At 38.6% G+C, this 25400-nt stretch carries 24 protein-coding genes; 13 read left to right on the forward strand and 11 right to left on the reverse strand.

Annotated features, from left to right (window positions below; genetic code table 11):
• Positions 1 to 70: 70 nt before the first annotated feature.
• A complete protein-coding gene (locus tag D0T08_RS02175) occupies positions 71 to 3259 on the reverse strand; it encodes a cyclic nucleotide-binding domain-containing protein (RefSeq protein WP_158561173.1) in 3189 nt (1062 codons plus the stop codon).
• 141 nt (positions 3260 to 3400) lie between these two features.
• Between D0T08_RS02175 and D0T08_RS27505 the strand changes: the two genes are divergently transcribed.
• The 3 genes from D0T08_RS27505 to D0T08_RS02185 all read left to right on the forward strand — a co-directional run bounded on the left by D0T08_RS27505 (position 3401) and on the right by D0T08_RS02185 (position 6213).
• Positions 3401 to 3565, forward strand: coding sequence for a hypothetical protein (locus D0T08_RS27505; RefSeq protein WP_158561174.1), 165 nt, complete (start codon positions 3401 to 3403; stop codon positions 3563 to 3565).
• A gap of 196 nt (positions 3566 to 3761) precedes the next feature.
• A complete protein-coding gene (locus D0T08_RS02180; protein ID WP_116980924.1) occupies positions 3762 to 5198 on the forward strand; it encodes an arginine deiminase family protein in 1437 nt (478 codons plus the stop codon).
• A 64-nt stretch (positions 5199 to 5262) separates the two neighbouring features.
• Positions 5263 to 6213 carry a glycoside hydrolase family 43 protein gene (locus D0T08_RS02185; protein ID WP_116980925.1) on the forward strand — a complete coding sequence of 317 codons (951 nt, stop codon included), beginning with the start codon at positions 5263 to 5265 and terminating at the stop codon, positions 6211 to 6213.
• Positions 6214 to 6377: 164 nt separating this feature from the next.
• Here D0T08_RS02185 and D0T08_RS02190 read toward each other — a convergent pair whose 3' ends face one another.
• The 9 genes from D0T08_RS02190 to D0T08_RS02230 all read right to left on the reverse strand — a co-directional run bounded on the left by D0T08_RS02190 (position 6378) and on the right by D0T08_RS02230 (position 14415).
• Positions 6378 to 7418, reverse strand: coding sequence for a cobalamin-independent methionine synthase II family protein (locus tag D0T08_RS02190; protein WP_116980926.1), 1041 nt, complete (start codon positions 7416 to 7418; stop codon positions 6378 to 6380).
• Positions 7419 to 7542: 124 nt separating this feature from the next.
• Positions 7543 to 8052: a DUF1572 family protein gene (locus tag D0T08_RS02195; RefSeq protein ID WP_310586252.1), complete on the reverse strand. Its 510-nt coding sequence runs from the start codon at positions 8050 to 8052 to the stop codon at positions 7543 to 7545.
• Entirely contained in the window at positions 8009 to 9373 is a 1365-nt protein-coding gene (locus D0T08_RS02200) for a hypothetical protein (protein WP_116980928.1), read from the reverse strand. The genes D0T08_RS02195 and D0T08_RS02200 overlap by 44 nt, the downstream gene beginning before the upstream one ends.
• A 73-nt stretch (positions 9374 to 9446) precedes the next feature.
• Positions 9447 to 9854: a GNAT family N-acetyltransferase gene (locus D0T08_RS02205; RefSeq protein ID WP_116980929.1), complete on the reverse strand. Its 408-nt coding sequence runs from the start codon at positions 9852 to 9854 to the stop codon at positions 9447 to 9449.
• A 5-nt stretch (positions 9855 to 9859) separates the two neighbouring features.
• Complete coding sequence (locus tag D0T08_RS02210) at positions 9860 to 10609, reverse strand: DUF1080 domain-containing protein (protein WP_116980930.1); 750 nt, start codon at positions 10607 to 10609, stop codon at positions 9860 to 9862.
• A gap of 35 nt (positions 10610 to 10644) precedes the next feature.
• Positions 10645 to 11454, reverse strand: a complete 810-nt coding sequence (locus tag D0T08_RS02215; RefSeq protein ID WP_116980931.1) for a sugar isomerase domain-containing protein — start codon at positions 11452 to 11454, stop codon at positions 10645 to 10647.
• A gap of 20 nt (positions 11455 to 11474) precedes the next feature.
• Positions 11475 to 12365, reverse strand: a complete 891-nt coding sequence (locus tag D0T08_RS02220; RefSeq protein WP_116980932.1) for an ROK family protein — start codon at positions 12363 to 12365, stop codon at positions 11475 to 11477.
• Positions 12366 to 12570: 205 nt separating this feature from the next.
• Positions 12571 to 13350 carry an SDR family NAD(P)-dependent oxidoreductase gene (locus D0T08_RS02225; RefSeq protein ID WP_116980933.1) on the reverse strand — a complete coding sequence of 260 codons (780 nt, stop codon included), beginning with the start codon at positions 13348 to 13350 and terminating at the stop codon, positions 12571 to 12573.
• Between the two features lie 213 nt (positions 13351 to 13563).
• The gene (locus D0T08_RS02230) at positions 13564 to 14415 is read right to left on the reverse strand and encodes a M48 family metallopeptidase (protein ID WP_116980934.1); all 852 of its coding nucleotides are present in this window, start codon (positions 14413 to 14415) and stop codon (positions 13564 to 13566) included.
• A gap of 230 nt (positions 14416 to 14645) precedes the next feature.
• Here D0T08_RS02230 and D0T08_RS02235 point away from each other — a divergent pair, with 230 nt between their 5' ends.
• The 10 genes from D0T08_RS02235 to ctlX all read left to right on the forward strand — a co-directional run bounded on the left by D0T08_RS02235 (position 14646) and on the right by ctlX (position 24689).
• Entirely contained in the window at positions 14646 to 15272 is a 627-nt protein-coding gene (locus tag D0T08_RS02235) for a fumarylacetoacetate hydrolase family protein (RefSeq protein WP_116980935.1), read from the forward strand.
• A 264-nt stretch (positions 15273 to 15536) separates the two neighbouring features.
• Positions 15537 to 17594, forward strand: a complete 2058-nt coding sequence (locus D0T08_RS02240; RefSeq protein WP_116980936.1) for a M23 family metallopeptidase — start codon at positions 15537 to 15539, stop codon at positions 17592 to 17594.
• The gene (bcp, locus tag D0T08_RS02245) at positions 17533 to 17982 is read left to right on the forward strand and encodes a thioredoxin-dependent thiol peroxidase (RefSeq protein ID WP_116980937.1); all 450 of its coding nucleotides are present in this window, start codon (positions 17533 to 17535) and stop codon (positions 17980 to 17982) included. Before D0T08_RS02240 ends, bcp begins: the two co-directional genes overlap by 62 nt.
• Before the next feature lie 299 nt (positions 17983 to 18281).
• Entirely contained in the window at positions 18282 to 19154 is an 873-nt protein-coding gene (locus D0T08_RS02250; RefSeq protein WP_116980938.1) for a transketolase, read from the forward strand.
• Positions 19155 to 19201: 47 nt separating this feature from the next.
• Positions 19202 to 20158: a transketolase family protein gene (locus tag D0T08_RS02255; protein WP_116980939.1), complete on the forward strand. Its 957-nt coding sequence runs from the start codon at positions 19202 to 19204 to the stop codon at positions 20156 to 20158.
• Between the two features lie 152 nt (positions 20159 to 20310).
• The gene (locus tag D0T08_RS02260) at positions 20311 to 20877 is read left to right on the forward strand and encodes an RNA polymerase sigma factor (RefSeq protein WP_409012896.1); all 567 of its coding nucleotides are present in this window, start codon (positions 20311 to 20313) and stop codon (positions 20875 to 20877) included.
• Between the two features lie 105 nt (positions 20878 to 20982).
• Complete coding sequence (locus tag D0T08_RS02265) at positions 20983 to 21720, forward strand: hypothetical protein (RefSeq protein ID WP_116980940.1); 738 nt, start codon at positions 20983 to 20985, stop codon at positions 21718 to 21720.
• Positions 21721 to 21760: 40 nt separating this feature from the next.
• Entirely contained in the window at positions 21761 to 22183 is a 423-nt protein-coding gene (locus tag D0T08_RS02270) for a hypothetical protein (protein ID WP_116980941.1), read from the forward strand.
• 137 nt (positions 22184 to 22320) lie between these two features.
• A complete protein-coding gene (locus D0T08_RS02275; RefSeq protein WP_116980942.1) occupies positions 22321 to 23562 on the forward strand; it encodes a pyridoxal phosphate-dependent aminotransferase in 1242 nt (413 codons plus the stop codon).
• 194 nt (positions 23563 to 23756) lie between these two features.
• Positions 23757 to 24689 (forward strand): citrulline utilization hydrolase CtlX, encoded by a 933-nt coding sequence (gene ctlX, locus D0T08_RS02280; RefSeq protein WP_116980943.1) that lies wholly within the window; start codon positions 23757 to 23759, stop codon positions 24687 to 24689.
• Between the two features lie 9 nt (positions 24690 to 24698).
• Here ctlX and deoC read toward each other — a convergent pair whose 3' ends face one another.
• A complete protein-coding gene (gene deoC / locus D0T08_RS02285) occupies positions 24699 to 25370 on the reverse strand; it encodes a deoxyribose-phosphate aldolase (protein WP_116980944.1) in 672 nt (223 codons plus the stop codon).
• Positions 25371 to 25400: the final 30 nt, after the last annotated feature.

The following is a 25400-nucleotide window of genomic DNA, read 5'->3' on the forward strand; positions in this document are numbered from 1 at the left end:
TTGAGTGATTAGAATTAGTTAATTGTTATAATCACTCATTCACTAAATCACTAATTCACTCAATAGATTCCTAGTGCCCCGACAATCTCTTCAACTTATCATTCTGTGCACGGATACGTTGGCATAAGATTCTTAATACACTCCGCAACAATTCATCACGCTCCTCCATCAAATCATAGAAATCGTCCTGATCTATTCTGAATAGCAATACGTCGCTTTTAGCCAGTGCTGTGGCCGAACGAGGTTCTGAATCCAATAGCGCCAATTCTCCAAAAATATCTCCTTTACCCATTGTGGCAAAAATTACATCATGATCAACAATCCCGATTTCGCCTGAGTAAATTACATACATGCAATTGCCTATTGCTCCTTTCTGGAAAATCTCCTGCCCTTCATGATAGGTTACTTCGTTCATGATGGGTACAATAGAGGTCAGTACGTTTTCAGGGGTTTCAGAGAACAAGGGTGTATTTTTCAATACAATTACCCGCTCCAGTTCAGATATTTCGTTTTCGTTATGATGTCCATGTTGCATAGCTAAAATATCTTTATATTTTTCCGTTAAATTGGGTTGTTTGAATATTATTTCTTTGGTAGCCTCATGAAAAAGCTTTTTCGGAAAACCTATATATTTTTCAAAAAGCTGATTCTTGTTCGATTTAAACTCCCATTTGCGTAAGGCAGCTACAATGGTCCAGTCTCCAAAAGCCAGATTTCCTTTTTCCAGCACGTACTGTACGATTGGTACTACTTTAATGTCTTTGTCAAAATAGGCTTCAAAAATGGTTATTTTCTTGTCTACACCTGATTCATCAAGTATGGCATGTAAACATTTATAAATATCTCTAGGAATGATATTATCCAGAATCTCCAAAGCATTTGCCCTTTTTTCCTTCGACGAATGTTCTACCCCCAACATAGCATCCTGCACCATGTCTCTATCATATAGTAACATCAGGAGATAGAAAATACGGTTAGAAGATTGCCCTAATTCGTATTGCAATAATGTATCTTCTAGTACGCCGAAGCCATGTAACAATTGATAAGCATGAGCCAATTCTTCATTAAGCAATTTTTCAAACATGGCTTCATAGTCTTCGGTAGTCGAGCGTTTCCCTAAAACCTTTAAGGCTAGTTGACGAACATTGAGTGATTCATTCTGGGCTAAGCGTATCAATAATCTTTCGCTTGAAAGGCTTTGGTATTTCTCACTGAACAAAACTACTTTCTGCAATAAGGCAATATCTCCACCTTTGGTTAATGCTTCTACTTCTTCAAATCCACGTCCACCTGATTTTATCAGACTATTGATGGCTTTTTTACCCCAGATACGGTCTTCCAACAAATGTACAAGGCTTTTTATTAAAACAGATGAATCAATGGAACCTGCTACTTCTATGGCTTTTTCTTTAATCTCACCCGTTCCTTTCTCAAGGCATATTCTCACAAAAGTTTCGTACTCTTTCAAACGCAAAAACTCTATGATTTCTAAGGCTACAAGGGTATCCCTAAGATTTGTACTTTCGCATAACTCATCTAATTTTTCTTTTGCCTCTACTCTTTGCAACTTCCAACAGGCGATAATAGCACCCTGAACTGTATAAATATTCTTAGAGTTCAGATACACCGAACGTTGTTCGGGAGTGGTAGCTGATGCGCATGCTATTTCTGCCGAAATCCGTCGCGCAAGCGGACTGGTTTCGTTTTCGTTGAAAATCTGCAAAAACTGTGGTTCTAAGTTTAAATGCAGGTTTCTGACAACCGACAAGATATGTAAACGAACTTTATCTGATTTATTCTTCAACAATACTGATACCTGATTCTGAATTACTTTAGGTTCAAACTTTACCATCCAGTCAATCGCGCTGATTACTTCTTCGGGCTTATCACTCGTCAGGTTTTTAAGAATAATTCCCAAAGCATCACCTTGCACCACTAATTCATTGCTTTTAAGAAAGCGCTTGCTTAGCGCATTTTTTAGCTCTATAATATAGCGCTTATAGGCTTTATTCAGGAAAAACAACGCCACTAGCGACAAAATAACCGTAAAAGCAAAGGCTATCCAGATTTCTGATGAATGTACAAAATAAGAAATCAATAAAAGTACTCCTGCCACGCCCATACCTAATGGTTCATAAAAACCTTTGGCCAATGTATGCCCCTTCAATCTTTGCTGAGTTGATAGCGGCTGAAACATTACCAGGAAAACAGGGTCAAAAGCAGTTCTTCTTAGTACCTCAAAGCAGAGATAAGCCGCACTGAAATCGAATAAGAGCGAACTTTCATCATGGTTATAAGAAGACATACCAACCAGCAATACTGACATTAATAAAGTACCTATCGGCAATAGCAGTAGCGCATTTTTCAAACCAAATTTATCAATTACTTTACTTGAGAATGCCAGTTTTACAACCGTAGAAATAGCATAAGTAATGGCTAATAAATACCCGACAAACTGAATGACATCATGCTGGCTATGAAACTTGTATTTGACATTTACGAAGAAATTATATTCTACCCAGGTAGCAGAGGCGGCAATAGCAACCAGCCCCACACACATTTCAAATACTAACTGGCTACCCCCGAAAAGTGTTTCTACCATTTTAGATTCAGTATGGCGACGGATTTTATTCTGGTGATGGCTTGGAATTTCTGTCAGCTCAAACGTACGTTTTTGTGTAAAAAAGGCTAGAAGAAACATAACAAAGGCCACAAGCACCAGAATAGCCAATACTGAAGTAGAGTGAATAATTGCTGCCAGAATAGCCCCGATTGCCTTGGCTGGTACATCACCGGAGCCGATTACACTAAATAATCGTTTACTTTGCCGCACATCAAAAACCAAAGCAGATACCCCCCAGAATTCAAGGTTTACGAGTAAGTAAATTACTCTAAATCCAACCATAATACCAATGGCAACAATGGTGGAATGATTGAAAAACAGGATCGTGCCTATAATAATAGAAAGCACCAATACTGCCAGCAAAACCCTTACACTGAGTTTCTTTAAAACCAGATGATGTTCATAATATTCATAAATCTTTCCTACACCCATCATGGCAAGTGTAGAAACTATATAGGCAATAGGTAATGAAACTTCGGGATGGTGTTCGAGTAAGATTAGATTCGCTGAAACGTATACTAAAACGGTTCCTATACTAATAAAGAAATTGTGTAGGAAAAATAATATAAGCAGTCTTGATTCTCTCGGGCGTTCTTCTGTCTGGGTTATCCCACTCATACTTTTAGTTTCAACCATTTGCATTTTAGAATGGACAACGCAATTTAGGAATGTTTTTTTAAAGATTTGTTAAGTTTCCGAATTTGACCCTAAGAAAGAAGCACAACAAAACCGGCTATTTTGAAATCTTTTAGATAACTTGTATTATTGCAAACTAAAATGGCATTTTTCAACGAAAATATCGCACTCTTAAAAAACGGACATTATCGAACTGATTATGCCTTTGGCTTTGCCATAAATAACCGCCATTTCCGTCAGCCACAGCCTATTTTAGTAGCGTTTTTCCAGTTACTCTTCTTCATGGCGCAATTCGGGTTTTACTAATGAGATGATTTGCCTGAACTATTATTTAACGGATCGCCGTCGCGGCTGATTATTTTGATTTAACTGATTTTATAATGAGGTAAATGAAATAAAATCAAATCAGCAAATACTGCGCGTACAAATGATAGGTCAAGACTAATCACTCAATCACTAATTCACCGGGCCGCGTAGGCTCAAACACTCATTTGTAAAAAACATGCAAAATATATTTGTTTCCTCAGAGGTAGGCACATTGCGTCGCCTCATTATTCATAGCCCTGATAGTGGTTTGGGCAAAGTAGTACCCTCTAAAGCGCAGGACTGGTTGTTTGAAGACATTGTACATCTTGAAACCATGCGTCGTGATGAATATGATTACTATGTAAAGATTTTGTTATATTTTCTTGATAAAGAAAAAGTAAAGGGGAAACTGAAAGAAATTGACGCTGATGCAAGCCGTGATTTTTATAAACCCGAAAAAGAAAAGTACTTCAAATCGGATAAAGTCATAGAGTTTGAAACCCTACTGGCAGATATTCTGCAGATGCCTGAAGTGCGAACTGAGCTAACTGCGGCAGTATGTGCGGTAGAAGAATGTTCGTTTCAGTTTCAGAAAGAACTGGCAAAATTATCGGTAAGCGATTTGGTAAAAGTACTAATAACAGGCACCATGCCGAGCAATAAAATGCTTTTCCCACCGATTCCGAATCTGATTTTTACCCGTGATATTGGTATTGTAGTAAACGACCATCTATTGCTGAATAAACCTGCCAAATATGCCCGCACGCGCGAGTCTCTATTAGCTAAGTATATATTCTTCAATCATGAAATTTTTGCTGATTTAAGAAGCAAGATTGTTGAGATTACAGAAGATGAAAACCATTTTCTATTAGCTGAAGATGAACAAGAAGACCGTTTGAATACCCTGGAGGGCGGAGATGTAATGATGGTAGCGCCAAACCATTTGCTGATAGGTGTCAGTGAGCGTACTACGGTTGAAGCGGCACGTCAAGCCATTGAGTTATTATTTGCTAAAAAAGTAGTAAAAAAGGTAACTATTATTAAAATTCCGCAAAAACGGGATTATATGCATATTGATACCATTTTTACGCAAATCAAGTGCAATGTATGGGTATTGCTTGGCTCCTTAGGCAGAGTGCAGGAAGAAGCCGAAAAGCAACAAACCTGGGAGCAACTCGGACAAAAGCCTAGCTATGAGACCTTAATTATCAAACAATTCATAGATAAATCTGATGGGGTGAAAGTTAAAGATTTTGCGAACTTAGAAGACTTGTTAAGTTCAATTACCAAAGATGATTTGAATTGCTATGATGAAATCAAGTTCATTTATTCAGGTAATAATCAGTTTCCTTATGGTGCAAGAGAGCAGTGGACTGATTCATGTAATTTATTAGCCCTGAAATCAGGCGTAGCCATTGGATATGACCGAAATGACCATACAGCGGAGGCATTCAGAAATGCCGGTTTTAAAACCATTAATGCCATTGAATTACTTGAAAAATTCGAGAATGACGAGTTATCTCCTGAAAAGCTAACGGATACTATTATTATGCTACCCTCAGCAGAGCTTTCAAGAGCCAGAGGGGGCTCGCATTGTATGAGCTTACCGATTCTGAGAGATAGTGCCATTTGATTATTTCTATTCTGGGGAGAGACTTATCGTATACTTCTCTCCCTTTTATTACCTGACACACCTGATGAAAACCAAACTCCTGTTTCTTCTACTCCTTTGCACCACGCATATTGTCGCACAGAAAAAATCTTATTACATCTTTACATCATTCCGGGATAATGGACAAGATGGCCTACATCTGGCATTGAGTGAAGATGGCTATATCTGGAAACCCCTCAAAAATGACCAGTCGTTTCTGAAACCACAGATTAACCATCCTGATAATCTGATGCGTGACCCTGCTATTAAGCAAGGGCCTGATGGCACTTTTCATATGGTCTGGACAGTATCGTGGAATGGTGATAACGGAAAAATCATTGGTTATTCAAGCTCAAAAGACCTCATTAACTGGACAAGCCAAAAGGCGATTTCGGTTATGGAACATGAAAATGAAGTAAGAAATGTATGGGCACCGGAACTATTTTACGATAAAAAACAGAAGGACTGGATTATCTATTGGTCGTCAACTATTACGGGTAAATTTGAAGAGGATACTACCAATCTGAGCGAGAGTAAATATAATCATCGCTTTTATTATGTTCGTACGAAAGACTTTCAGCATTTCAGTGAAACCAGGCTTTTTTATGACCCCGGTTTCAATTGCATAGACGCCACTCTACTGGAAGATAAGGGAAAGTTTTATCTCTTTATGAAAGATGAGCGACTAAAACCGATAAAGAAGAATTTAAGACTCGCTGTCGGAGATACCCCAACAGGCCCATTTAAGGATTCTCCGGCTTTTACTATCAGTTGGGTGGAAGGTCCATCAGCCATTAAAATCGGAGACTATTATTATGTCTATTTCGACCACTACACCAAACCCCATTACTATGGTGCTTACCGCTCAAAAGACCTCAACGATTGGCAGGAAGTTTCTGCACAAATGAGCTTCCCCAAAGGCATGAGACATGGGAGTGTGGTTGAAATATCTAAGAAATTGGCGAAGAATTTATTGAGTAATTTAGTGAATGAGTGATTGAGCGATTTAGTGATTTAGTGATTAAATTGCAGGAACTATGCTACAGCGACATACTGTTTTAATTGATTGTGGCGGTTTATCTGATTCTAAATCATTTTAATCATTGAATCAGGTAAATCAAAGTTCAAGACTAATCACTCAATCACTAAATCACTCAATTCTTAAACCAGCCCCAACCTCTCCCTCATTGCTTTCGCCCCATCACACATGGCTTTCAATTTCTGGCGTGATGCCCAACGGGCAGTTTGGCTTAAACCGCAATCAGGGGCAACGGCCAGTTTTTCTGCAGGAACATACTTCAGGCAAAGTTCAATGCGTTCCATAACGTCCTTTACCGATTCACAGTAATAGTTCTTTACATCAATTATACCCACTGCTACATCCATTTTCTGGGCAAATTCAGCCAATAACTCTACTTCATCAAACTCACGGTTGGCCATTTCGATGTGTATTTCATCAACATTCATATCCAGAAAATCGGGTAACATCGGGTGCAGTTTACGATACCCTACCGGACGCCCCTTGAAATTACCAAAGCATAAATGGGTAGAAACACGGGCCTTACCAACTACACCTGCAATGGTACGATTGAAAATATCGACAAACCTTTTGGTATCTTCTTTATAGGCATAACAAGACATCGATGGTTCATCGACCGTAATTTCAGTGCAACCCGCAGCTACCAAATCTTCTAATTCCTTTTTTACATAAGGCAGAAGTCCTTCGGTTACTTCAAAGCGGTCTTTGTAGATTTTCCCATCAGGCAACATTCGCCCTGAGAGTGTATAAGGCCCAGGTACAGATGCTTTAAGGGTATATCCCTGTGGTGCTAATTTAGCTAGACGTTGGTATTCTTTAACTGCTCCCAGCCCTTTAGGCGCAGTCAATGGCTCAATAATAGAATGTTTACCCCGCTGGTCGTGCGCCGGAGGGCCAAACTTACGCGTTTCCGAATGGTTTGGTTCAAGCCCTTTAATGAAGCCGTAGAAAGACAAATTAAAATCAAGGCGGGTTTGTTCGCCATCGGTAATTACATCAAGCCCAGCAGTGGTCTGGTCGTGAATGGCTGCAATCACGGCATCTTCAATCATTTCTTCTATATCTGCTGCACCAAATTTATCAAGGTTCATAGAAGAAAATTCAAGCCACCCCGGAAAAGGATAACTACCCACAACGGTTGTTCTAATAGGTTTTGGTTGCATATTTGTTTCTATTTAGTGATTTAGTGAATGAGTGATTTAGTGAATTAGAAGATGCTTTTGAGATAGTTAATTGTTATTAAAAACCCAATTTATTAATCACTCATTCACACAATCACTAAATCACTCAATTATTAATAAGTCTCCTATGGTAATTGATTTGTCCTAAATGATAATTAAAATGTCCATACAGGTGAATCAGAAAAAATTCGTTGCTATCATGCCCACCGTAGAATTCTTCTGTATGATTACGGGCTAAATCTTCCTCTGTAAGATTTTCTAATACACCTTTAAACATTTGTCTTGCCTCTTCAATTTTTTGAATCAAGGTTGCTCTGGGAACATTTTTATCCGAAAACTCCAGAGGCCTATTCCGCACATAGCCTGTATTACCCAGTTGTGCACCAAAATAATGATTCAGATTCCCCATTAGGTGCAGGCATAAATTCCCTGCCGAATTACTGATTTCTCCTCTTATCTCCCATATCAGTTCTTCACTTTTATAGGCTTCTATTTCAGTTTTAAGTTTTTGTAAATCTCTGTCGAATAATTTGATTAGTTCTTTCGTAAGCATATGTATATTTTTTAATTCCTCAATCTCCACCTCCGCAGCCACCACAGCCTCCGCCACAACCATCTCCACCACCTCCTCCGTCGCTGCTACAGGCACTACTACTGCCAGAATCTCCGGTGTTTCTTCCTGTTTCTCTATAATGTGGTTCAAATGTAGTAGAAATGCCATTTTCGTCATTTAACATATAAAAATTAGTAAAGAGGAAAACACCGGCAACCGTAGCAAGATTAAAACTACTTGCGTTTTCTTCTACTGCTGCTTTTATACTGTCTTTGCTGTTTATCGAAAATTCATTCAAAAAGTAAGCAATTGGAATATAGAGTATTACCATCACTACCAGAAAACCCACAGGTTTCTTGTTACCATAACCCTGAATGATACGAATTACACCCATTAAAATGATAATAAAATGAAAAATCAGAAAATAATGCCCTTTTGATTGAATCGCTTCCTTTATTGGTCTGGTTAGCTTTATAAAATAATCTGCGTGATTGAGCAAGATGAGTCTTACTGATTTTATGCCGATTTTTTCGTTTTCGTGTGCCTGTATACTATAAAAAAGTGGCTCGTTTTTATCAAATCTATGTTCAAACTCTTCGCCATTATAGCGTAAATAACCCTTTTCAACAAAATTGACAGTCAGCATCCGCATAGTAGTTTCCAGACCTTTAAAAATAGCTGAAAAATGTAATGGGTGAAGCTGCTTAACTAGATTAAGGGTATTGAGTTCTTTAAATAGTTTATTGCAATAGGCCAGAACAAATCCGATAACCATAAGGAAAGCATAGAATCCCAGAAATTCAAGACCACTCAATTGATAGGGATTTTTAGTAAAAAACAGAAGAACCGCAAAGCTGAAACCACAAGCTAATAAGGTTCGATTCACAAAGGGTAAATCGAACGGAGTTCCGATTGGGTCATAAACAGGACGTTTAAAAGGCGAATTTTGAGGAAGATATTTTTCTAAATCAAAGCTCTTTGGAAGTGGCCAGATTGACTCTGGCGGAATCTCTCCAAACTCTTCTATATAAGCAATAATGGTTTCGTCATACCATTTTACATGCTTTATATTTTCTCCTTTACCACCTTTACTAGGGTAATGGTGTACTTCTGTCCCCAATGTTTTTTTACAGAATTCGTTCCAGTAATTATCTGTATACGTCAGGTGCAAATGCCATACTTTATCAATATCTTCAGAGGGCGATGCTCCATTGGGCTGTGTTAAGCATAAATAGATAAACTTCTTATATTCACTGATGGCGAGGATTGCCAATGTTTTTGACCAACTTTCTTCTTTACACAACTTGTCAGAAAACTTAACTTCGGCATCAGGATCGTCTAATTTAAATTCGCATATTTTTTTCCATAGGTCGGTATTTTTCATAAAACAGAATTTTTGTGTTTCATTAATGTAGCCAAATCGCACATTTTCTTTAAAGCGTCAGATTGTCCAGTTGCTAAATTCTAAGACTCATTCGAACATAATCTTTGCCGCTTTTCTGAAATATTTCAGAATCTGTTCTCATCCCGAATTTCTTGTAAAATCTAATGGCTGTAACCCTCGCATCGCAGGTCAATTCTTTGATATCTAAGCCTTTAGCCGTATCAATCAGAAATTCCAATAGCTGTGAACCATAACCCTTGCCCTGATATGCCGTATCAGTTGCAAACTTTCTGAACTGCGCATGATCGCCCTTGATAAACAAGGAAATTACAGATACCAGTTGTCCATTTTCGAACAATCCATAGTGTAATCCGTCTGCATCATTGGGCAAAATCACAAAGTCAAGGGGTTTATCAGGCCACATGACCTTGTGACGCAATGCCCACGTTTCATCCGCTTGTATTTGTTTAAGGTCAATCAAAATGCTTATAACTCTCTTATCCAGATATTTCGGAACGATACCTCTGAACCATGCTCCTGCAAAGCAATCGGCCCTTTTCCTGAATAATACTCATACGATGGAATGCCGATATACTGGATTGTTCCCTGAATTTCAAAATGGTTCAATATCAAAACACCATTCATCAATACCGTTACATAGGCAGGTGTTTCAACCGAACCGTTATATCTGAATTTGGGGGCTGTGAAGAAAATATCATAGGCATTCCATTCGCCGGGTTTCAGCATGGAATTGGCTAAAGGTATTACTTGCTTGTAGACGCTTCCTGCCTGTCCATTAGCATAGATAGGTACTTCATTATTATAAGAGTCAAAAATCTGAATCTCATATTTACCATGAAGAAACACCCCACTATTACCTCCATTCGGGTAGCCCGCTTTTTTAGAATCTAATGGCGTACTGAATTCTACATGCAGCTGAAAACTACCGAACTCCTCTTTAGTCCTGATTTCACCTGTGCCATTCTTAGCAATCATAGCACCATCTTTCAGAGGCCATTTAGCCGGAGCTTTATCTTTGGACTGTTGCCAGGCATTGAGGCTGGTACCATCAAAAAGTATTATGGCATCAGAAGGCGCACCTCCGTGAGTTTTGGCAGGTACAACCAGTTTGGGTTTGGGCTCCCATACTTCGGTAGTTTCTGGTACTTTGAAATTTTGTGCAAATCCACTCAGGCTGATGGCTGCCAGAGCAATCTGAAATATAATTTTTTTCATAGGTTAAAATATATTTATTGAGTTGAATAGATGGTTTAAAGAGTTTTATCGTCAGAAACATAGCTTGGTACACCCACTTTGGCATACATATGAGCTATACGATGGGCATGTTCGTCGTAAGCGGCTTCAAATAATCCGGTTGCTTTTTCTGTACCCACCAATGCATTGGCAGTTAATACTTTAGGCGGATGTCCGGCTTGCGTTAGATAATCAGCCACCTGTGCTTTAATACTATTGATTAACATGGCCCCTCCTACTGTCGAGCCCGGGGATACCGGCGTATCAAGATTAGGCACATAAACCATTGAATCCCCGACTGGTGCGCCTGTATCCAGTACCAAATCGGCAAAATCGTTTAGTTTTCGTCCATCAGGACGTTTCGTAGTACTGGCTTCCAGATGATCTTTCGTTACTAATGCTACCACTTTAATGCCTTTTTTCTGAAAAATCTCAGCCATTTCTACTGGCACTATATTAGTACCCGATGACGAAATCACTAAAGCAGTATCAACAGAAGATAAATCAAAGTTTCGTAAAATGCGGTCAGCCAATCCACTCACATTCTCCAAAAACATGGCCTGGCGTTGTCCGTTGGCTCCCACTACCAGATTATGAAAAGTCAATGAAAGTTCTACAATTGGATTAAAACCCGGAAAAGAGCCATAACGAGGCCACATTTCTTCTACCATAATCCGACTATGCCCCGACCCAAACACATGCACCATTCGACCCGCCAGTATTGAATCAGCAAACCATCGGGCAGCCGTTTGTATCTCGTTTTCCTGTTGCTTTACTGTTTCTACAATTTTCGTACACTTATTCAGGTAATCTTGTATAACACTCATCTTGATTAAAGTATTTCTGTTTAATTAGTTTTAGATAAGACAAAACTGGCAGCACCAATGGCACCTGCCATATCGCCAAAATAGGCTTGTACAATTTCTGTTTTTTTATTGCCCGGACGCCATTCATACAATTCCATAAAAGAGGCCAAAGGCTCAAAAAGAGAATTTTCAGCTAAGGTAATTCCTCCTGCCAGTACCACCATTTCAGGCGATAAAAGGTTAGCGATAGAACTAATAGCAATCGACAACTTCCTTACCGATGAAAGCCAGAGATAAGTAGCAAAATAATCTCCCTTACGAAAAGCTTCTACTAATTCCCAGGTTGAAGTATATTTACTATGACTTCTTTTTTCTATTGAATAGTTCCCAATGGCATATTCTAAACTCCCAACCATACCCACAATACTTTGGGTCTCTTCATGGGTATTAAGTGAAATATGACCTAAATGCCCTGCCATCTGCGAAAGCCCCTGATACAATTGTCCGTTAATTAATACCCCTCCTCCTACTCCAGTCCCCAGGGTTAGTAATACCACATTACGCTTGTCTCTGGCCACACCAAATTTTGCTTCTGCCATCAGGGCTGCGTGGGCATCATTGAGTACATAGGTAGCATCGCCCAGATATTCACCCCACATAAAATTCTCTAGCCCTTTCAGGCGATTAGGCAGGTAGGCAATACACTGGTTTTGCTCATTCGGCAAGCCTGGAGCTGACATGCCGATGCCTAGAATAGGTTGCTGCAGGTAGTTTTTCAGATAATCTACCATCTCTTTTACATTCTCTCGCCATGAACCATCTTCTGTGTCTTTGGTCGGAATATAATGTTGTTTCAACACATCACCATTCTGGTTGATGATTAGCCCTTTTATATTTGTACCCCCAAGGTCTATACCAATTACGTAAGACATTTTTATTGTCGATTTTCAATTGCGTAATGTATGGCGATTTTGTAAATCGCCGAAATTCGATAGAATTTCATAAACCACACTCGTTAATATTAATTTTGAAATCAATACTTCTGAGATAACGTACCACGGATTTTTGAAACTCTGTATAATATAGTCTTATGATCTTTTAGCGGCCTTCAGACGATTTAAAAAAAATCGTAATACACTAATACTGGCCCTCACTTACTCCCCAGCCGCCATCAACAAATAAAGCTTGCCCGGTTGTAAATTTAGAACTATCTGACATGAAATAAACCGCAGCACCATCTAAATCACTCGCCTCTCCATTACGCCCGCCATCTAAAGGCTGCTTAGTCTTAACAAAATCCATAATTACCTCATCTTTAGAAGCACGTTGAGACATAGGAGTTTCTACCAAAGCAGGTGCTAAAACATTTATCCTGATATTATCAGACGCATAATAAGCCGCAATAGATTTAGAAAAGCCAATGATGGCGGATTTAGTAGCGGCATAAGCATGCGTTGAAAAATATTTAGGTGAAGGAGAAACACCTAATACAGAACCCATATTCAGGATAGTACCCCCTTTTCCTAATTCTAGAAATTTTCGGATAGCCGCCTGATTAGATAGCATCAGACTTGTCAGATTCAATTCAAAGGTTTTGTTCCAGCCCTCTAATGTTAATTCGTGCAATGGGCCATCGCCATACTTACGTCCACTGCCACCAGCTACGTGATATAACCCATCAAATCCTCCAAAATCATTAATAGCTAAGTCAATTGCTTTAGTGGCGGTGTCAGGATTAGCCGCATCACCACTCATGGCATGAGCATTCTCGCCCAATTCTATTTCCGCGGCTACGCAACTTTCAGGATTACGGCCTACTACCACTACTTTTGCTCCATTTTTCACAAACGCTTTAGCAGCCGATAAGCCCAGTCCCGTTGTTCCTCCGATAATGACTATTTTCTTATTTTTTAGCATGCGCTTCTATACAAGTTTTGCAAATTTTCCCACCAACTTGTCTATACAAGCAAATGTAAGCAAGAGAAAAAATCTTTACAAATTTTTTGTAGTACGTTTTTTTAAATCTAATAAAATAGCCCTTATATTACCCCTATTTCTGATGGCCCAAAAACAAAAGAGGCACTGATTTGATAATCAGTGCCTCTTTTGTTTTCGAAGTTAAAGAATTGCTTATTTTCTTCTACTATTGCTATTGCTAGCGTAAGTATTATAATATTTTTGTGCTTTTGGTAATTTCTTTTGTAAATCGGCGATTCTATCTGAATCCGTAGGGTGAGTTGACAATAATTTCGGAGGTTTCGATGAATTTTTACCTGCCTCAGCCATTCTCTGCCAGAATGCTACCGCATTTTGTGGATCATAACCTGCCATAGCCATAAAAATCAAACCTAATTCATCAGCTTCCGATTCTTGTTTACGGCTATTAGGTAATACATAACCAAGGGTTGTACCTACGCCTAAAACTTGTCCAACCAGTTCCATCGTTTGTTGGTTTCCTGTGTATAAACCTGCTCCTACAGCACCTAATTGAGTAATTCCCTGTGCGGCCATTGCTTGACTCATACGTTCACGTCCGTGGCTTGCGATAGCGTGTGCTACCTCGTGGCCCATTACTACAGCAACCCCTGCTTCGTCTTTACAAATTGGCAAAATTCCTGTATAAAAACAAACCTTACCACCCGGCATACACCAGGCATTTACTTCCTTGCTTTGCACCAGTTTAAATTCCCATTGGTAACCATTAATAATATCGCCCAGATTATTCTGAACCAGATAATTCTCTACCGCTGTCTTAATTCTATTCCCTACCCTTGCGATCATTTGGGCATCACTACTACCAGCAGATACTACTTTTGAAGTATCCATAAAGCCTTTGTATTCGGCAAAGCTCATTTGAATCATTTGCTCATTCGAAACCAAACCTACAAATTGGTTGCGTCCGGTAAGTGGTACTTTCTGACAAGACCAGATTGTGGCGAACAATAAACAAGCAGCAACAGAAGATTTTAATAAGGTTTTCATTGTATGTTAAATTAAGTTCTCGATTTTTTTAGACGTAAATAGTTGGGAATATAACAGAATCACAAATATTTATTTTTCAGATAATGTCTAAAAAATCAGACCATTATCTGTGAGTGAAGGATAGAAATTACCTATTTTTGTGAAATTTCTCGACTTTTGAGCGTTTCAAAAGTACATAAAAATTAAATAACTCAAATCGAAATCTGAACTTTAGATACTGCTTTTATCGTATGAAAATCATCGCAATTGGCCGCAATTATGCAGAACATATCAAGGAATTAAACAATGAACGTCCTGACGAGCCTGTTATATTTACCAAACCAGATACCGCTATTCTGAAAGACGGTGAACCATTTTACTATCCTGATTTTTCGCAGGATATTCACCACGAGGTAGAAATATTGCTTAAAATCAACAAAATGGGCAAAAATATTGAGGAAAAATTTGCCCACAAATATTATGACGAAGTGGGTATCGGTATAGATTTTACGGCAAGAGACATTCAATCAAAGTTGAAATCCAAAGGTCTACCCTGGGATTTAGCTAAAGGATTCAATGGTTCGGCTCCTATTTCAGATTTCGTTGCCAAATCAAAATTTGAAGACCTCAAGAATATAAACTTTCATTTAGATATAACAGACGCTAACGGTGAGACACAAACTCGTCAGCAGGGTAATACATCAATGATGCTTTTTTCATTTGATTCTATCATTGCATTTGTATCCAGATACTTTACTTTAAAAACTGGTGATATTATTTTTACTGGTACACCGGCAGGTGTAGGCCCAGTAAAAGTAGGCGATAAACTAACAGCCTTTATTGAAGGCACCCAAATGCTTGAGTTTGAAGTGAAGTAACGCAATAAATTCGTTTAACGATTGTTCGCAAAATATAAATTAGCAGAAATGTATCAAATTAAATAAACAGACATCTATTTGTCTGATAGACTTCTGCCATAATAATACCCTTGTGAAATCGCAAGACTGTGGAGGTTGATGCTACATTTTTCATTTTTTAAGTGACTCGTCTTTTCTTTTTGTGATAACAATCTATGCAGAATAAAGTTTATTGATTCAATAAGGCATTGCTGCCCATATCCACCCAAACCCTTACTAAATTACGTGAAGAATAATAAGGCTATGATTATTACAAGAGTTTTAAGTGCTATCTTATTGATTGTCTACTTAATCTCTGATACTTGTCTGAATCTCACTTATGCCCAGAAAGATGCCGGTCAAGCCAGAGACCCCTATCCGAAAGGATATTTTATGTTTCCGATACAACCGGGTAAACAGGCATCTCTTTCAGGAGGTTTCGGCGATTTACGTACTAATCACTTTCATGCAGGACTTGATATCCGTACAGGTGCCGTGGAGGGCTATAATGTGTATGCTGCAGCCGATGGCTATGTGTCGCGTATAAGAGTTATGCGTGGCGGTTATGGCAATGTTTTATATATTACCCACCCTAATGGATTCACCACTGTATATGGACACTTGAAAAACTATAATCCTGTAATTGAAGACTATCTTCGCCGACGCGAATACAGCCAGAAAACCTGGGAGATAGAACTTACACCAGGTCCTAACGAATTGAAAGTCCGTAAAGGTGAGATTGTAGCTATTTCAGGTAATACGGGTGCATCGGGTGGCCCCCACCTGCATTTCGAAATTCGTGATGCTTTAGAAAATGCCATCAATCCTATGAAGTTTGGTTTTCCGGAAATTCAGGATTCACAGGCACCAGTCATAGAAAGAGTCATTCTGAAAACTCTGAATGCCTATTCACGTGTGAATGGTGAATTTGGGCGAGTATCAATGGCTCCTAAACGCTCCGCATCAGGAGATTATATTTTACCTAATATTGTAAAAGCCCAGGGCATTATCGGTTTAGAGCTCAATACTTACGACCGTAGCCAAACCTCTCCATTCCGCATGGGAATCACCGCATTAGAGGTAGAAGTAGATGGCAAAAGCACTTACAAACTGAATCTGGAGAAAATGCCTTTTGATGTTTCTAAAGACATCAATGTTCATATAGATTACGACATTTCTCGTTCTGATGGGGTACGTATCCAGAAATGCTATGTGGCGGATGGCAACCGTATTTCTGTTTATGAAACTGATAAAAACAAAGGCAAAATATATATTGGTGATAATCAATTGCATAGTGTATATGTAAAAGTGAAAGATACCTATGGTAACACTTCTGTTCTCACATTTTCCATTCAAGGTGAAGCATCTGCATTGCAGGAGAATGAAGGAGCAGTAGAATTAGCTGAAGAAAGTAACTTTACTGGTAATATCTCCACTTCCATTACAGAAAACACACTGGCTATCAGAGCTAAAAATACCAGAACACCCTTTGCAGTTTTACAGAACAAAGGCGTACCAACTAAAGTACCTCTATCTTACATAAATAATAAAGAAGCTGTTTATCTCCATGATTTAAATAAAGGAGTAGCCGATTTCGCTCAGGTCGATAATAGTTCGGCTTTAATAGGAATCAAAAGAGAAATCTTGCCTCAAATAGGACAATTTTATACAGAACCTAATCTGCGGATAGATTTCAATAATGCGTTATATGATACGCTTTATCTTACAACCGGGTTAAGTGGAAATCGTTTAAGACTCAATACTGAAAAGATTCCATTGAAAGATATGATAACAGTACTATGGACCCCATCCGGGATTTCTATGTCTCCTAAAACAGGAGTTTATGATATCAGTAAAGGGCGTTCTTATCTGGGTGGTGTATGGGTTGGGAGTGCGATACAGTTTAAAACCCGGTACTTAGGTGATTTTATGCTAATTAATGACAGCGAAGCACCCTCTATTCGTCCGGCTCGTATCGATTCCACTTATCTGAGCTTTGTGATTTCTGATAATTTATCAGGTATAAAGGCTTTTAATTGTTATGTGGATGGCGAATGGGTACTGATGGATTATGAATACAAAAATGGCAGAATCTGGTCTATCAAGCTTGATGAAGACAGAATGTTCAGTGGAGATTTAAAATTAGAAATCGTAGATAATGTAGGCAACATAGGTACTTATCAGGTAAACATTGAGGAGTATCAAAGACAGCATAAACAAGTAAAAAAATCGAAGAAAAAACATGCACCTGCAAGTAGGAAATCCGGTTCCAGAAGTAAAAGCAAAAAATCAAGACGGCGTTGAAATTGACCTGAGCGATTATAAAGGTCAAAAAATAGTACTATTCTTTTATCCACAAGATGGCTCTCCCACTTGCACTGCAACAGCCTGTAATTTAAGAGATAATTACGAGGCGCTATTAGCTAAGGGCTATAAAGTATTGGGGATTAGTCCTGACGATGAAGCGAAGCATCAGAAATTTATAAAAAAATATAACTTACCCTTTGATTTATTAAGTGATCCTGATCATATAGTATTAGAAAAATTTGGTTTATGGACAGAAAAAAAAATGTGGGGTCATGTACACATGGGCGTGCTCCGTACCACCTTTATTATTGATGAAAACGGAATTATTGAGGAAATTATCACAAAAGTTAAATCGAAAACCCACGCTGAGCAAGTGTTGAAATAAAATACACTGCCTTTTTCCTAAAGATATTTTATTCTTTTTTTGTGGCGCTAACTTCTAGTTAGCGCCACAAATTCTTTTACAACAGATTTATCCCATATAAACGATTACCTCAACTTTTAATGAAATACTGGCAAAAACGGCCATTTCTACCTATAAACCACAAGTTTAAAGCAACTCTTTATTTAAAAAGCAAGATGTATTATGTACTTTTGCAAAAATTAATACAAAACCACAATTTAATCAATTTCTGAACTACCTTTGTATTAATTGTTTTTTTGACACTTAATAAATCTTTTTAAATGCAAAACCAGGAACTACGAGCAATTGCGGTACAAGTACGCCGGGATATTGTTAGAATGGTGCATGCCTGCCAGTCCGGACACCCGGGAGGCTCTTTAGGTTGTACCGATTTATTTGTTGCACTCTATTTTCAACAAATGAAAATTAACAACCGAAAAGGTAAAGACACCTATCTCTCTTTTAATATGGACGGAAAAGGTGAAGACTTATTTTTTCTTTCAAACGGACATATTTCGCCTGTATTTTATTCAACCCTAGCTCGTAGAGGATATTTTGATGTAAAAGAATTATCAACATTCCGTAAAATTGATTCAAGATTACAAGGACACCCAACTACGCATGAGCACCTTCCAGGTATCCGTGTGGCGTCAGGTTCATTAGGTCAAGGGCTTTCGGTTGCTATCGGAGCAGCCTTAGCTAAACGCCTGAATGGAGATAAAAACCTGGTGTATTGCCTGATGGGTGATGGTGAACAACAAGAAGGACAAGTATGGGAAGCCGCTCAGGCAGCACCTCACCACAAAACAGATAATCTGATTGCCATAATAGATTTGAATGGTCAGCAGATTGATGGCCCAACTGAAAAGGTCATGAACAACCGCGATTTGAAAGCTAAATACAAAGCTTTCGGCTGGAATGTAATGGAAATCAAAGATGGTAACGATATGGACCAGGTTGTTGCAGGATTACGTAAAGCCAAACGTCTGACAGGTAAAGGCCAACCAATTATGATACTCATGAAAACCGAAATGGGAGCAGGAGTAGATTATATGATGGGTAGCCACAAATGGCATGGTGTTGCGCCTAATGACGAACAATTACAAACGGCATTGAATCAATTGGTTACTACTGGTACTATTGGGGATTATTAATCAATGCACCAAGGCAAATTATTTAACATTCAGACTAATCAGCGTTTATGACAAAATACACATTCACCGAGAAAAAAGATACACGTTCAGGCTTTGGTGCGGGTATGACCGAATTGGGCAGAACAAACCCTAATGTAGTGACACTTTGCGCAGACCTTGTGGGTTCTTTGAAAATAGATACATTCATTAAAGAAAATCCTGAAAGATTTATCCAATGTGGTATTGCTGAAGCCAACATGATTGGTGTAGCTGCAGGGCTAACTATTGGAGGTAAAATTCCTTTTGCTACTACTTTTGCCAATTTCGGTTCAGGTAGAGTTTACGACCAGATCCGTCAGTCAGTAGCTTATTCAGATAAAAATGTAAAAATAGCGGTATCTCACGCAGGTCTGACTTTAGGGGAAGACGGTGCTACGCACCAGATTCTGGAAGATCTGGCTATGATGCGTGCCATGCCAAATATGACAGTTATAAACCCTTGTGATTTCAATCAGACCAAAGCAGCTACAATTGCTGCTGCTAACTGGAAAGGGCCAATCTACTTACGTTTTGGCCGTCCGGTAGTGCCTGTTTTCACAGCCCCAGACCAGAAGTTTGAAATTGGTAAAGCATGGATGGTAAACGAAGGCAAAGACGTAACTATCGTTGCAACCGGCCACCTGGTATGGGAAGCTATTCAGGCTGCTGAAATTTTAGAAGCACAAGGCATTAGTGCCGAAATCCTAAATATTCATACCATTAAACCTTTAGACGAAAAAGCTATCTTAAAGAGCGTTCGTAAAACCAGATGTGTGGTTTCTTGTGAAGAACATCAGGCAAATGGTGGCTTAGGTGATGCAGTGGCGCAAACTTTAGCCAAGAATTTCTTAGCACCACAAGAGTATATAGCTGTAGAAAATTCATTCGGCGAATCAGGTACACCTGCACAATTGATGGAGAAATATGGCCTTTCAGCAAAAAATATTGTTGAAAAATCATTAAAAGTGATTCAAAGAAAACAATAAAATATATAGGTTGTTTTATAAATTTGAGGACTTTACCGCGCGACGTCCGCCTCATTCGAAGTTTCCGCTATTTTAACACGGAAATATTAAGAATGAGGCGAATGTCGTTATAACGAAACAAATTCACATAAGTCAACCAATTTTTCTGTAAAATGCAGATTTCAGACCAAGAGTTAGTTAATTTAATATTAGACCCGGATAAACGTCGGAATGCGTTTGAGTTGCTGATAAAAAAGTATCAGCAGAAAATCTACTGGCATATCCGCAAAATGGTGATAGACCACGACGATGCCGACGATGTGGTGCAGGAAACTTTTATTAAGGTATGGCAGGGACTACAGAATTTCAGAGGCGATGCGCAATTGTATACCTGGGTATACCGCATAGCTACCAACGAATCATTAAATTTTCTACAAAAGAAGCGTCGCCGTAACCATGTGCCTATCGAAACTGAATCAGAAGATAGCATGGATTTACTGAATACGCTAGAGAGTTCAATTTCACAGGATTATATATCAGGCGATGAAATTCAGATAAAACTCCAGAAAGCGCTACTACAATTACCGGATAAGCAGCGCTTAGTATTTAATATGAAATACTATGAAGACATGAAATATGAAGATATTGCCGAGATAACAGGCACTTCTGTGGGTGCATTGAAAGCATCATATCACTTAGCTGTGAAAAAAATTGAAGATTTTTTAAATAAAGAAACCTAGTTCTTTAAACCTTTTAGAAATTAACTTGTCAAAAAAACAATTAATAAGAAATTTTAAAAAGGCTTAAAAAGAGCAGGATAACACTACCAGGCTCTAAGTAATAGTATGAAAGAGATAATCAAAATAGAAGAACTTCCTAAAATGAACATATTCAAAGTACCCGAAGGTTACTTCGATACTTTGTATACGTCTATTCAGGAAAGAATCGCATTCTCTGAGGAGCCTGTAGTGAATTTTGGTAAAAAACAAAACTTTGCTGTTCCTGATAATTACTTCGATACACTTTCGTCAAGAATTATGAATCGGATTGCAGACCTTGAAAAACAGGAAATCAGATTGGAGAATTTGCCCAAAGTGAATGTTTTTAAAGTGCCGCAAGGCTATTTTGAAAATGCCGAAGAAAGCATCAGGGCAACTGTAAGAGTTGAGAGCATTGAACGCAAGAATATTTTTGAAGTACCTGCCAGTTACTTTCACGAATTACCAGGTCGTATTTTAAGTAAAACGCAAGAAGAAACAAAAGTAATTAAAGTAAACTGGTGGCAGAAAGGAAGAACCATGTGGGCAGCGGCTGCGAGTATCGTATTGATAATTGGGTTAGGTTTATCTGTTCCGCTATTTAGCAAGTCAGATTCTGAATCGGCTATGGAGTCATTGAGTAAAGACGAAATTAGCAGCTATCTGGCAACCCAGGATTTAGGTTTACTTGAGTACGAGGCCATTACAACTAACACTTCTATTTTACCAAAAGAAGCAGAAACCAAAATTATAGATGACCTGAATATTAATAAAAAAGATATTTTAGAGCACCTTGAAAGTCAGGATTTAGAAGAAGATATATAGTGTACTGTGACCCATTACACACAAGATAAAACCAACAGTTATGAAACAATTAATAATTATCATTTTAGCCATACCAATGTTTTCCTTCTCTCAAAACCGCCAGGGGTCAAGAGGCGAAAGATTCGAGAAGATACAAACTGCTAAGATTGGACTGATTACTGAAAATTTAAATCTTACTACAGAACAGGCACCGCAGTTCTGGTCGGTATATAATGAATACCAGGGTAAGAAATTTGATCTCAGAAGAAGTATCAAAAATACCTTAGATGAAACTAACGGGACAAGTGACGATAAAATCGTTGCATCGCAACGTCAGGCGCTAGCTATCAGAAAAAAAGAGATAGAATTGGATGAAGAATATATGGCAAAATTGCTTAAAATAATTACGCCTAAACAGTATGCAGAGTTGAAACGCACTGAGCAGAGTTTCAACAAAAAATTGATAGAGAAGTTACGCGAATAGTATAAAAAGGATGTAAAATCTGTATAATCATTATAAAAAGGTCGGGAAGTACTTGCTTCCCGACCTTTTTTGTGTTCTTTTGTCTTACGCCGCATAAATTTTTATTAATTTTGTATGAATTTTTATCCCATAAGCGTATGCAACAGCCAATCAATAAAAGCAATCGCCTGAATAACCTGAGTTATGCTATCCGTGGACCTGTTTTCGAGAAAGCCCAACAACTGGAAGCAATGGGGCAAAAAATTATCAATCTGAATATTGGTAATCCTGCACCATTTGGTTTTGACGTTCCCGACGAAATTATATATGACATGATTATGAATATCCGCAATGCGCAAGGGTATTCACATCATTTGGGTATTTTTCCCGCCCGTAAGGCTATCATGCATTATACCCAGCAAATTGGCATTCATGGCGTAACTATTGACGATATTTTTATTGGCAATGGAGTAAGCGAGTTAATCGTGATGACTATGCAGGCTTTATTAAATGAGGGCGATGAAATTCTACTCCCCTCCCCTGACTATCCACTCTGGACAACCTCTGTGGCCCTGTCAGGTGGCAAACCAGTTCATTATATCTGCGATGAAGAATCTGACTGGAATCCTGATTTAGATGATATTCGCCGTAAAATCAACCGCAAAACCAAAGGGATTGTTGTTATTAATCCAAACAATCCAACGGGCGCGGTTTATAGCAAAGAGGTTTTGGAGGGCATTGTAAAACTGGCAGCAGAGCATAATCTGATTATCTTCTCTGATGAGATTTACGATAAAATCCTTTACGACGGGAACAAACACGTGCCAATCGCTACTTTGAGTGACGATGTATTTATCATGACCTACGGCGGCTTATCTAAAAATTACCGTGCCGCAGGTTTTCGTGGAGGTTGGGTAATTCTGAGCGGAGCTGTACAAAAGGCAAAATCTTTTGTAGAGGGCTTTAACCTATTAGCAAGTATGCGTTTGTGTGCCAATGTACCAACGCAATATGCTATTCAAACAGCTTTAGGTGGATACCAGAGTATTAACGACCTGGTAGCACCCGAAGGCAGATTATGCAAGCAACGTGATTTGATTCATTATAAAATAACTGATATTCCGGGTATCACCTGTGTGAAGCCTAAAGGTGCCTTATACCTATTTCCGAAAATTGATTTGAGGAAATTCTCATTCAAAGATGACGAGCAATTTGTTTTTGACCTGTTATCAGAGCAAAAAGTGCTGGTCGTTTCTGGAACAGGTTTTAACTATGTCAAAAACGACCATTTCCGTATCGTATTCCTGCCATCAGCTGAAGAACTGGAAACAGCCTCAAATCGTATCCGTTTCTTTTTAGACGGCCATCGGATCAGAGTAGATGAAATGGAAATGGCGTAGGGATCATTGAGTGATTGTGTGATTTAGTGAATGAGTGATTATTATTATTTTTTAATTAACTGTTGCGTAAACATCTTCTGTTTCTATGTGCTTGATTAGCTAAGATATTCTATTTTATTCACTCAATCACTCATTCACTAAATCACTCAATTATATAAAGAGGCCGCTCATTCACTCAATAAAATTTACACTTCATGCAAGACCAAGCTACTTCAAATATCTTAATGATTCGTCCGGTGAACTTTGCTTTTAATCTGCAAACTGCTGAAAGCAATGCGTTTCAGGACACTGATTCTCAAGCATTAGCTATTGAGCTTACGCAAGAAAATGCCTTAAGAGAGTTTGATATCATGGTGAGTCAACTACGTGCCATTGGTGTGAATGTAATGGTGTATGAAGATACCCCAAAGCCTTATACGCCCGATAGCATCTTTCCGAACAACTGGGTGTCTTTCCATCATAGTGGTAAAGTTTGCTTGTATCCTATGCAAGCTGAAAACCGCCGTTTAGAACGAAGACCTGATATTATTGAAGGTTTAAGAAAGAATTTTCATGTAGAGACTGTGATTGATTTGACTGCTTTTGAGGATGAAAACAAATTCCTGGAAGGAACCGGAAGTCTTGTACTGGATAGAATGCATCGCATTGCCTATGCCTGCATTTCACCACGTACCAACGAAGAAGTTTTGGAGGCTTGGGAGAAACAGATGAATGGCTACAAAATAGTAAAATTCGGAGCGGTTGATACCCATGATAAAGAGATTTATCATACCAATGTGATGATGTGTATTGGAGATACTTTTGCAGTGGTTTGTCTTCAATCAATCAAAGACCTTGATGAGAGATTAGCTGTAAAAGAAAGTCTGGAAAGTACAGGTAAGAATGTGATTGAAATAAGTCTGGAACAAATGAATGCCTTTGCTGGCAATATGTTATTAATTACTAATCAGAAAGGGCATCTTATTTTAGTCATGTCATCGCGAGCTTATGAGTCTTTAACTCAAGCACAGAGGAACCAATTAGGTGAATATGCTGATATCATGCACTTTGATTTGAATATCATTGAAACCTGTGGTGGCGGCTCTGCCAGATGTATGATGGCAGAAGTGCATTTGCCAGAGAAGTAAAAACTCCTCTCAGTACTGTGCCACTCCCTCACCACCTTTCAAAATAGCAACGCCGGATGAGGTGCCAAGGCGCTCTGCTCCAGCTTCTATAAAAGCGATAGCTTGCTCATAAGTTTGTATACCACCTGACGCCTTTATTCTAACCGTAGAAGGCAAATTATGCCTCATCAACTTTACCTGTTCTAAATTAGCTCCTTTAGGGGCAAAACCTGTGGAAGTCTTTACAAAATCTGCACCTGCTTCTTCACAAATCTCGCAGGCAATGCTTAAATCAAAATTATCCAGATAAGCAGTTTCAACGATTACCTTTAATAAGGCTTCTTTGCTATGTACTAATTCTGCCATTTCTCTTATCTCCTGTTTTACAGTCAGATAAGCCATTGATTTAAATGCATTAATATTCATCACCACATCAAGCTCATCTGCCCCATCTTTTAGTGCTCTTTCGGCTTCCGCCAGCTTTGTGCTAGTAGTCTGATAACCTAGAGGAAAACCAATCACCGTACAAACCTTTGCCTGACTATAAACCAGTATATCTTTCACAAAATTGACATAATGTGGTGGCACACAAGCAGAATAAAAATTATGCGTATAGATTTCTTCACACAATTTTCGGAAATCCATTTCTGTAGCTGTTGGTTTCAGTAAAGTATGGTCTATGTATTGGGCGAGGTTTTGCATTGTTTTTGAGTTTTCGTAGAGACGACATGC

It is taken from the genome of Emticicia sp. C21 (assembly GCF_003418935.1).
GTDB lineage: Bacteria > Bacteroidota > Bacteroidia > Cytophagales > Spirosomataceae > Emticicia.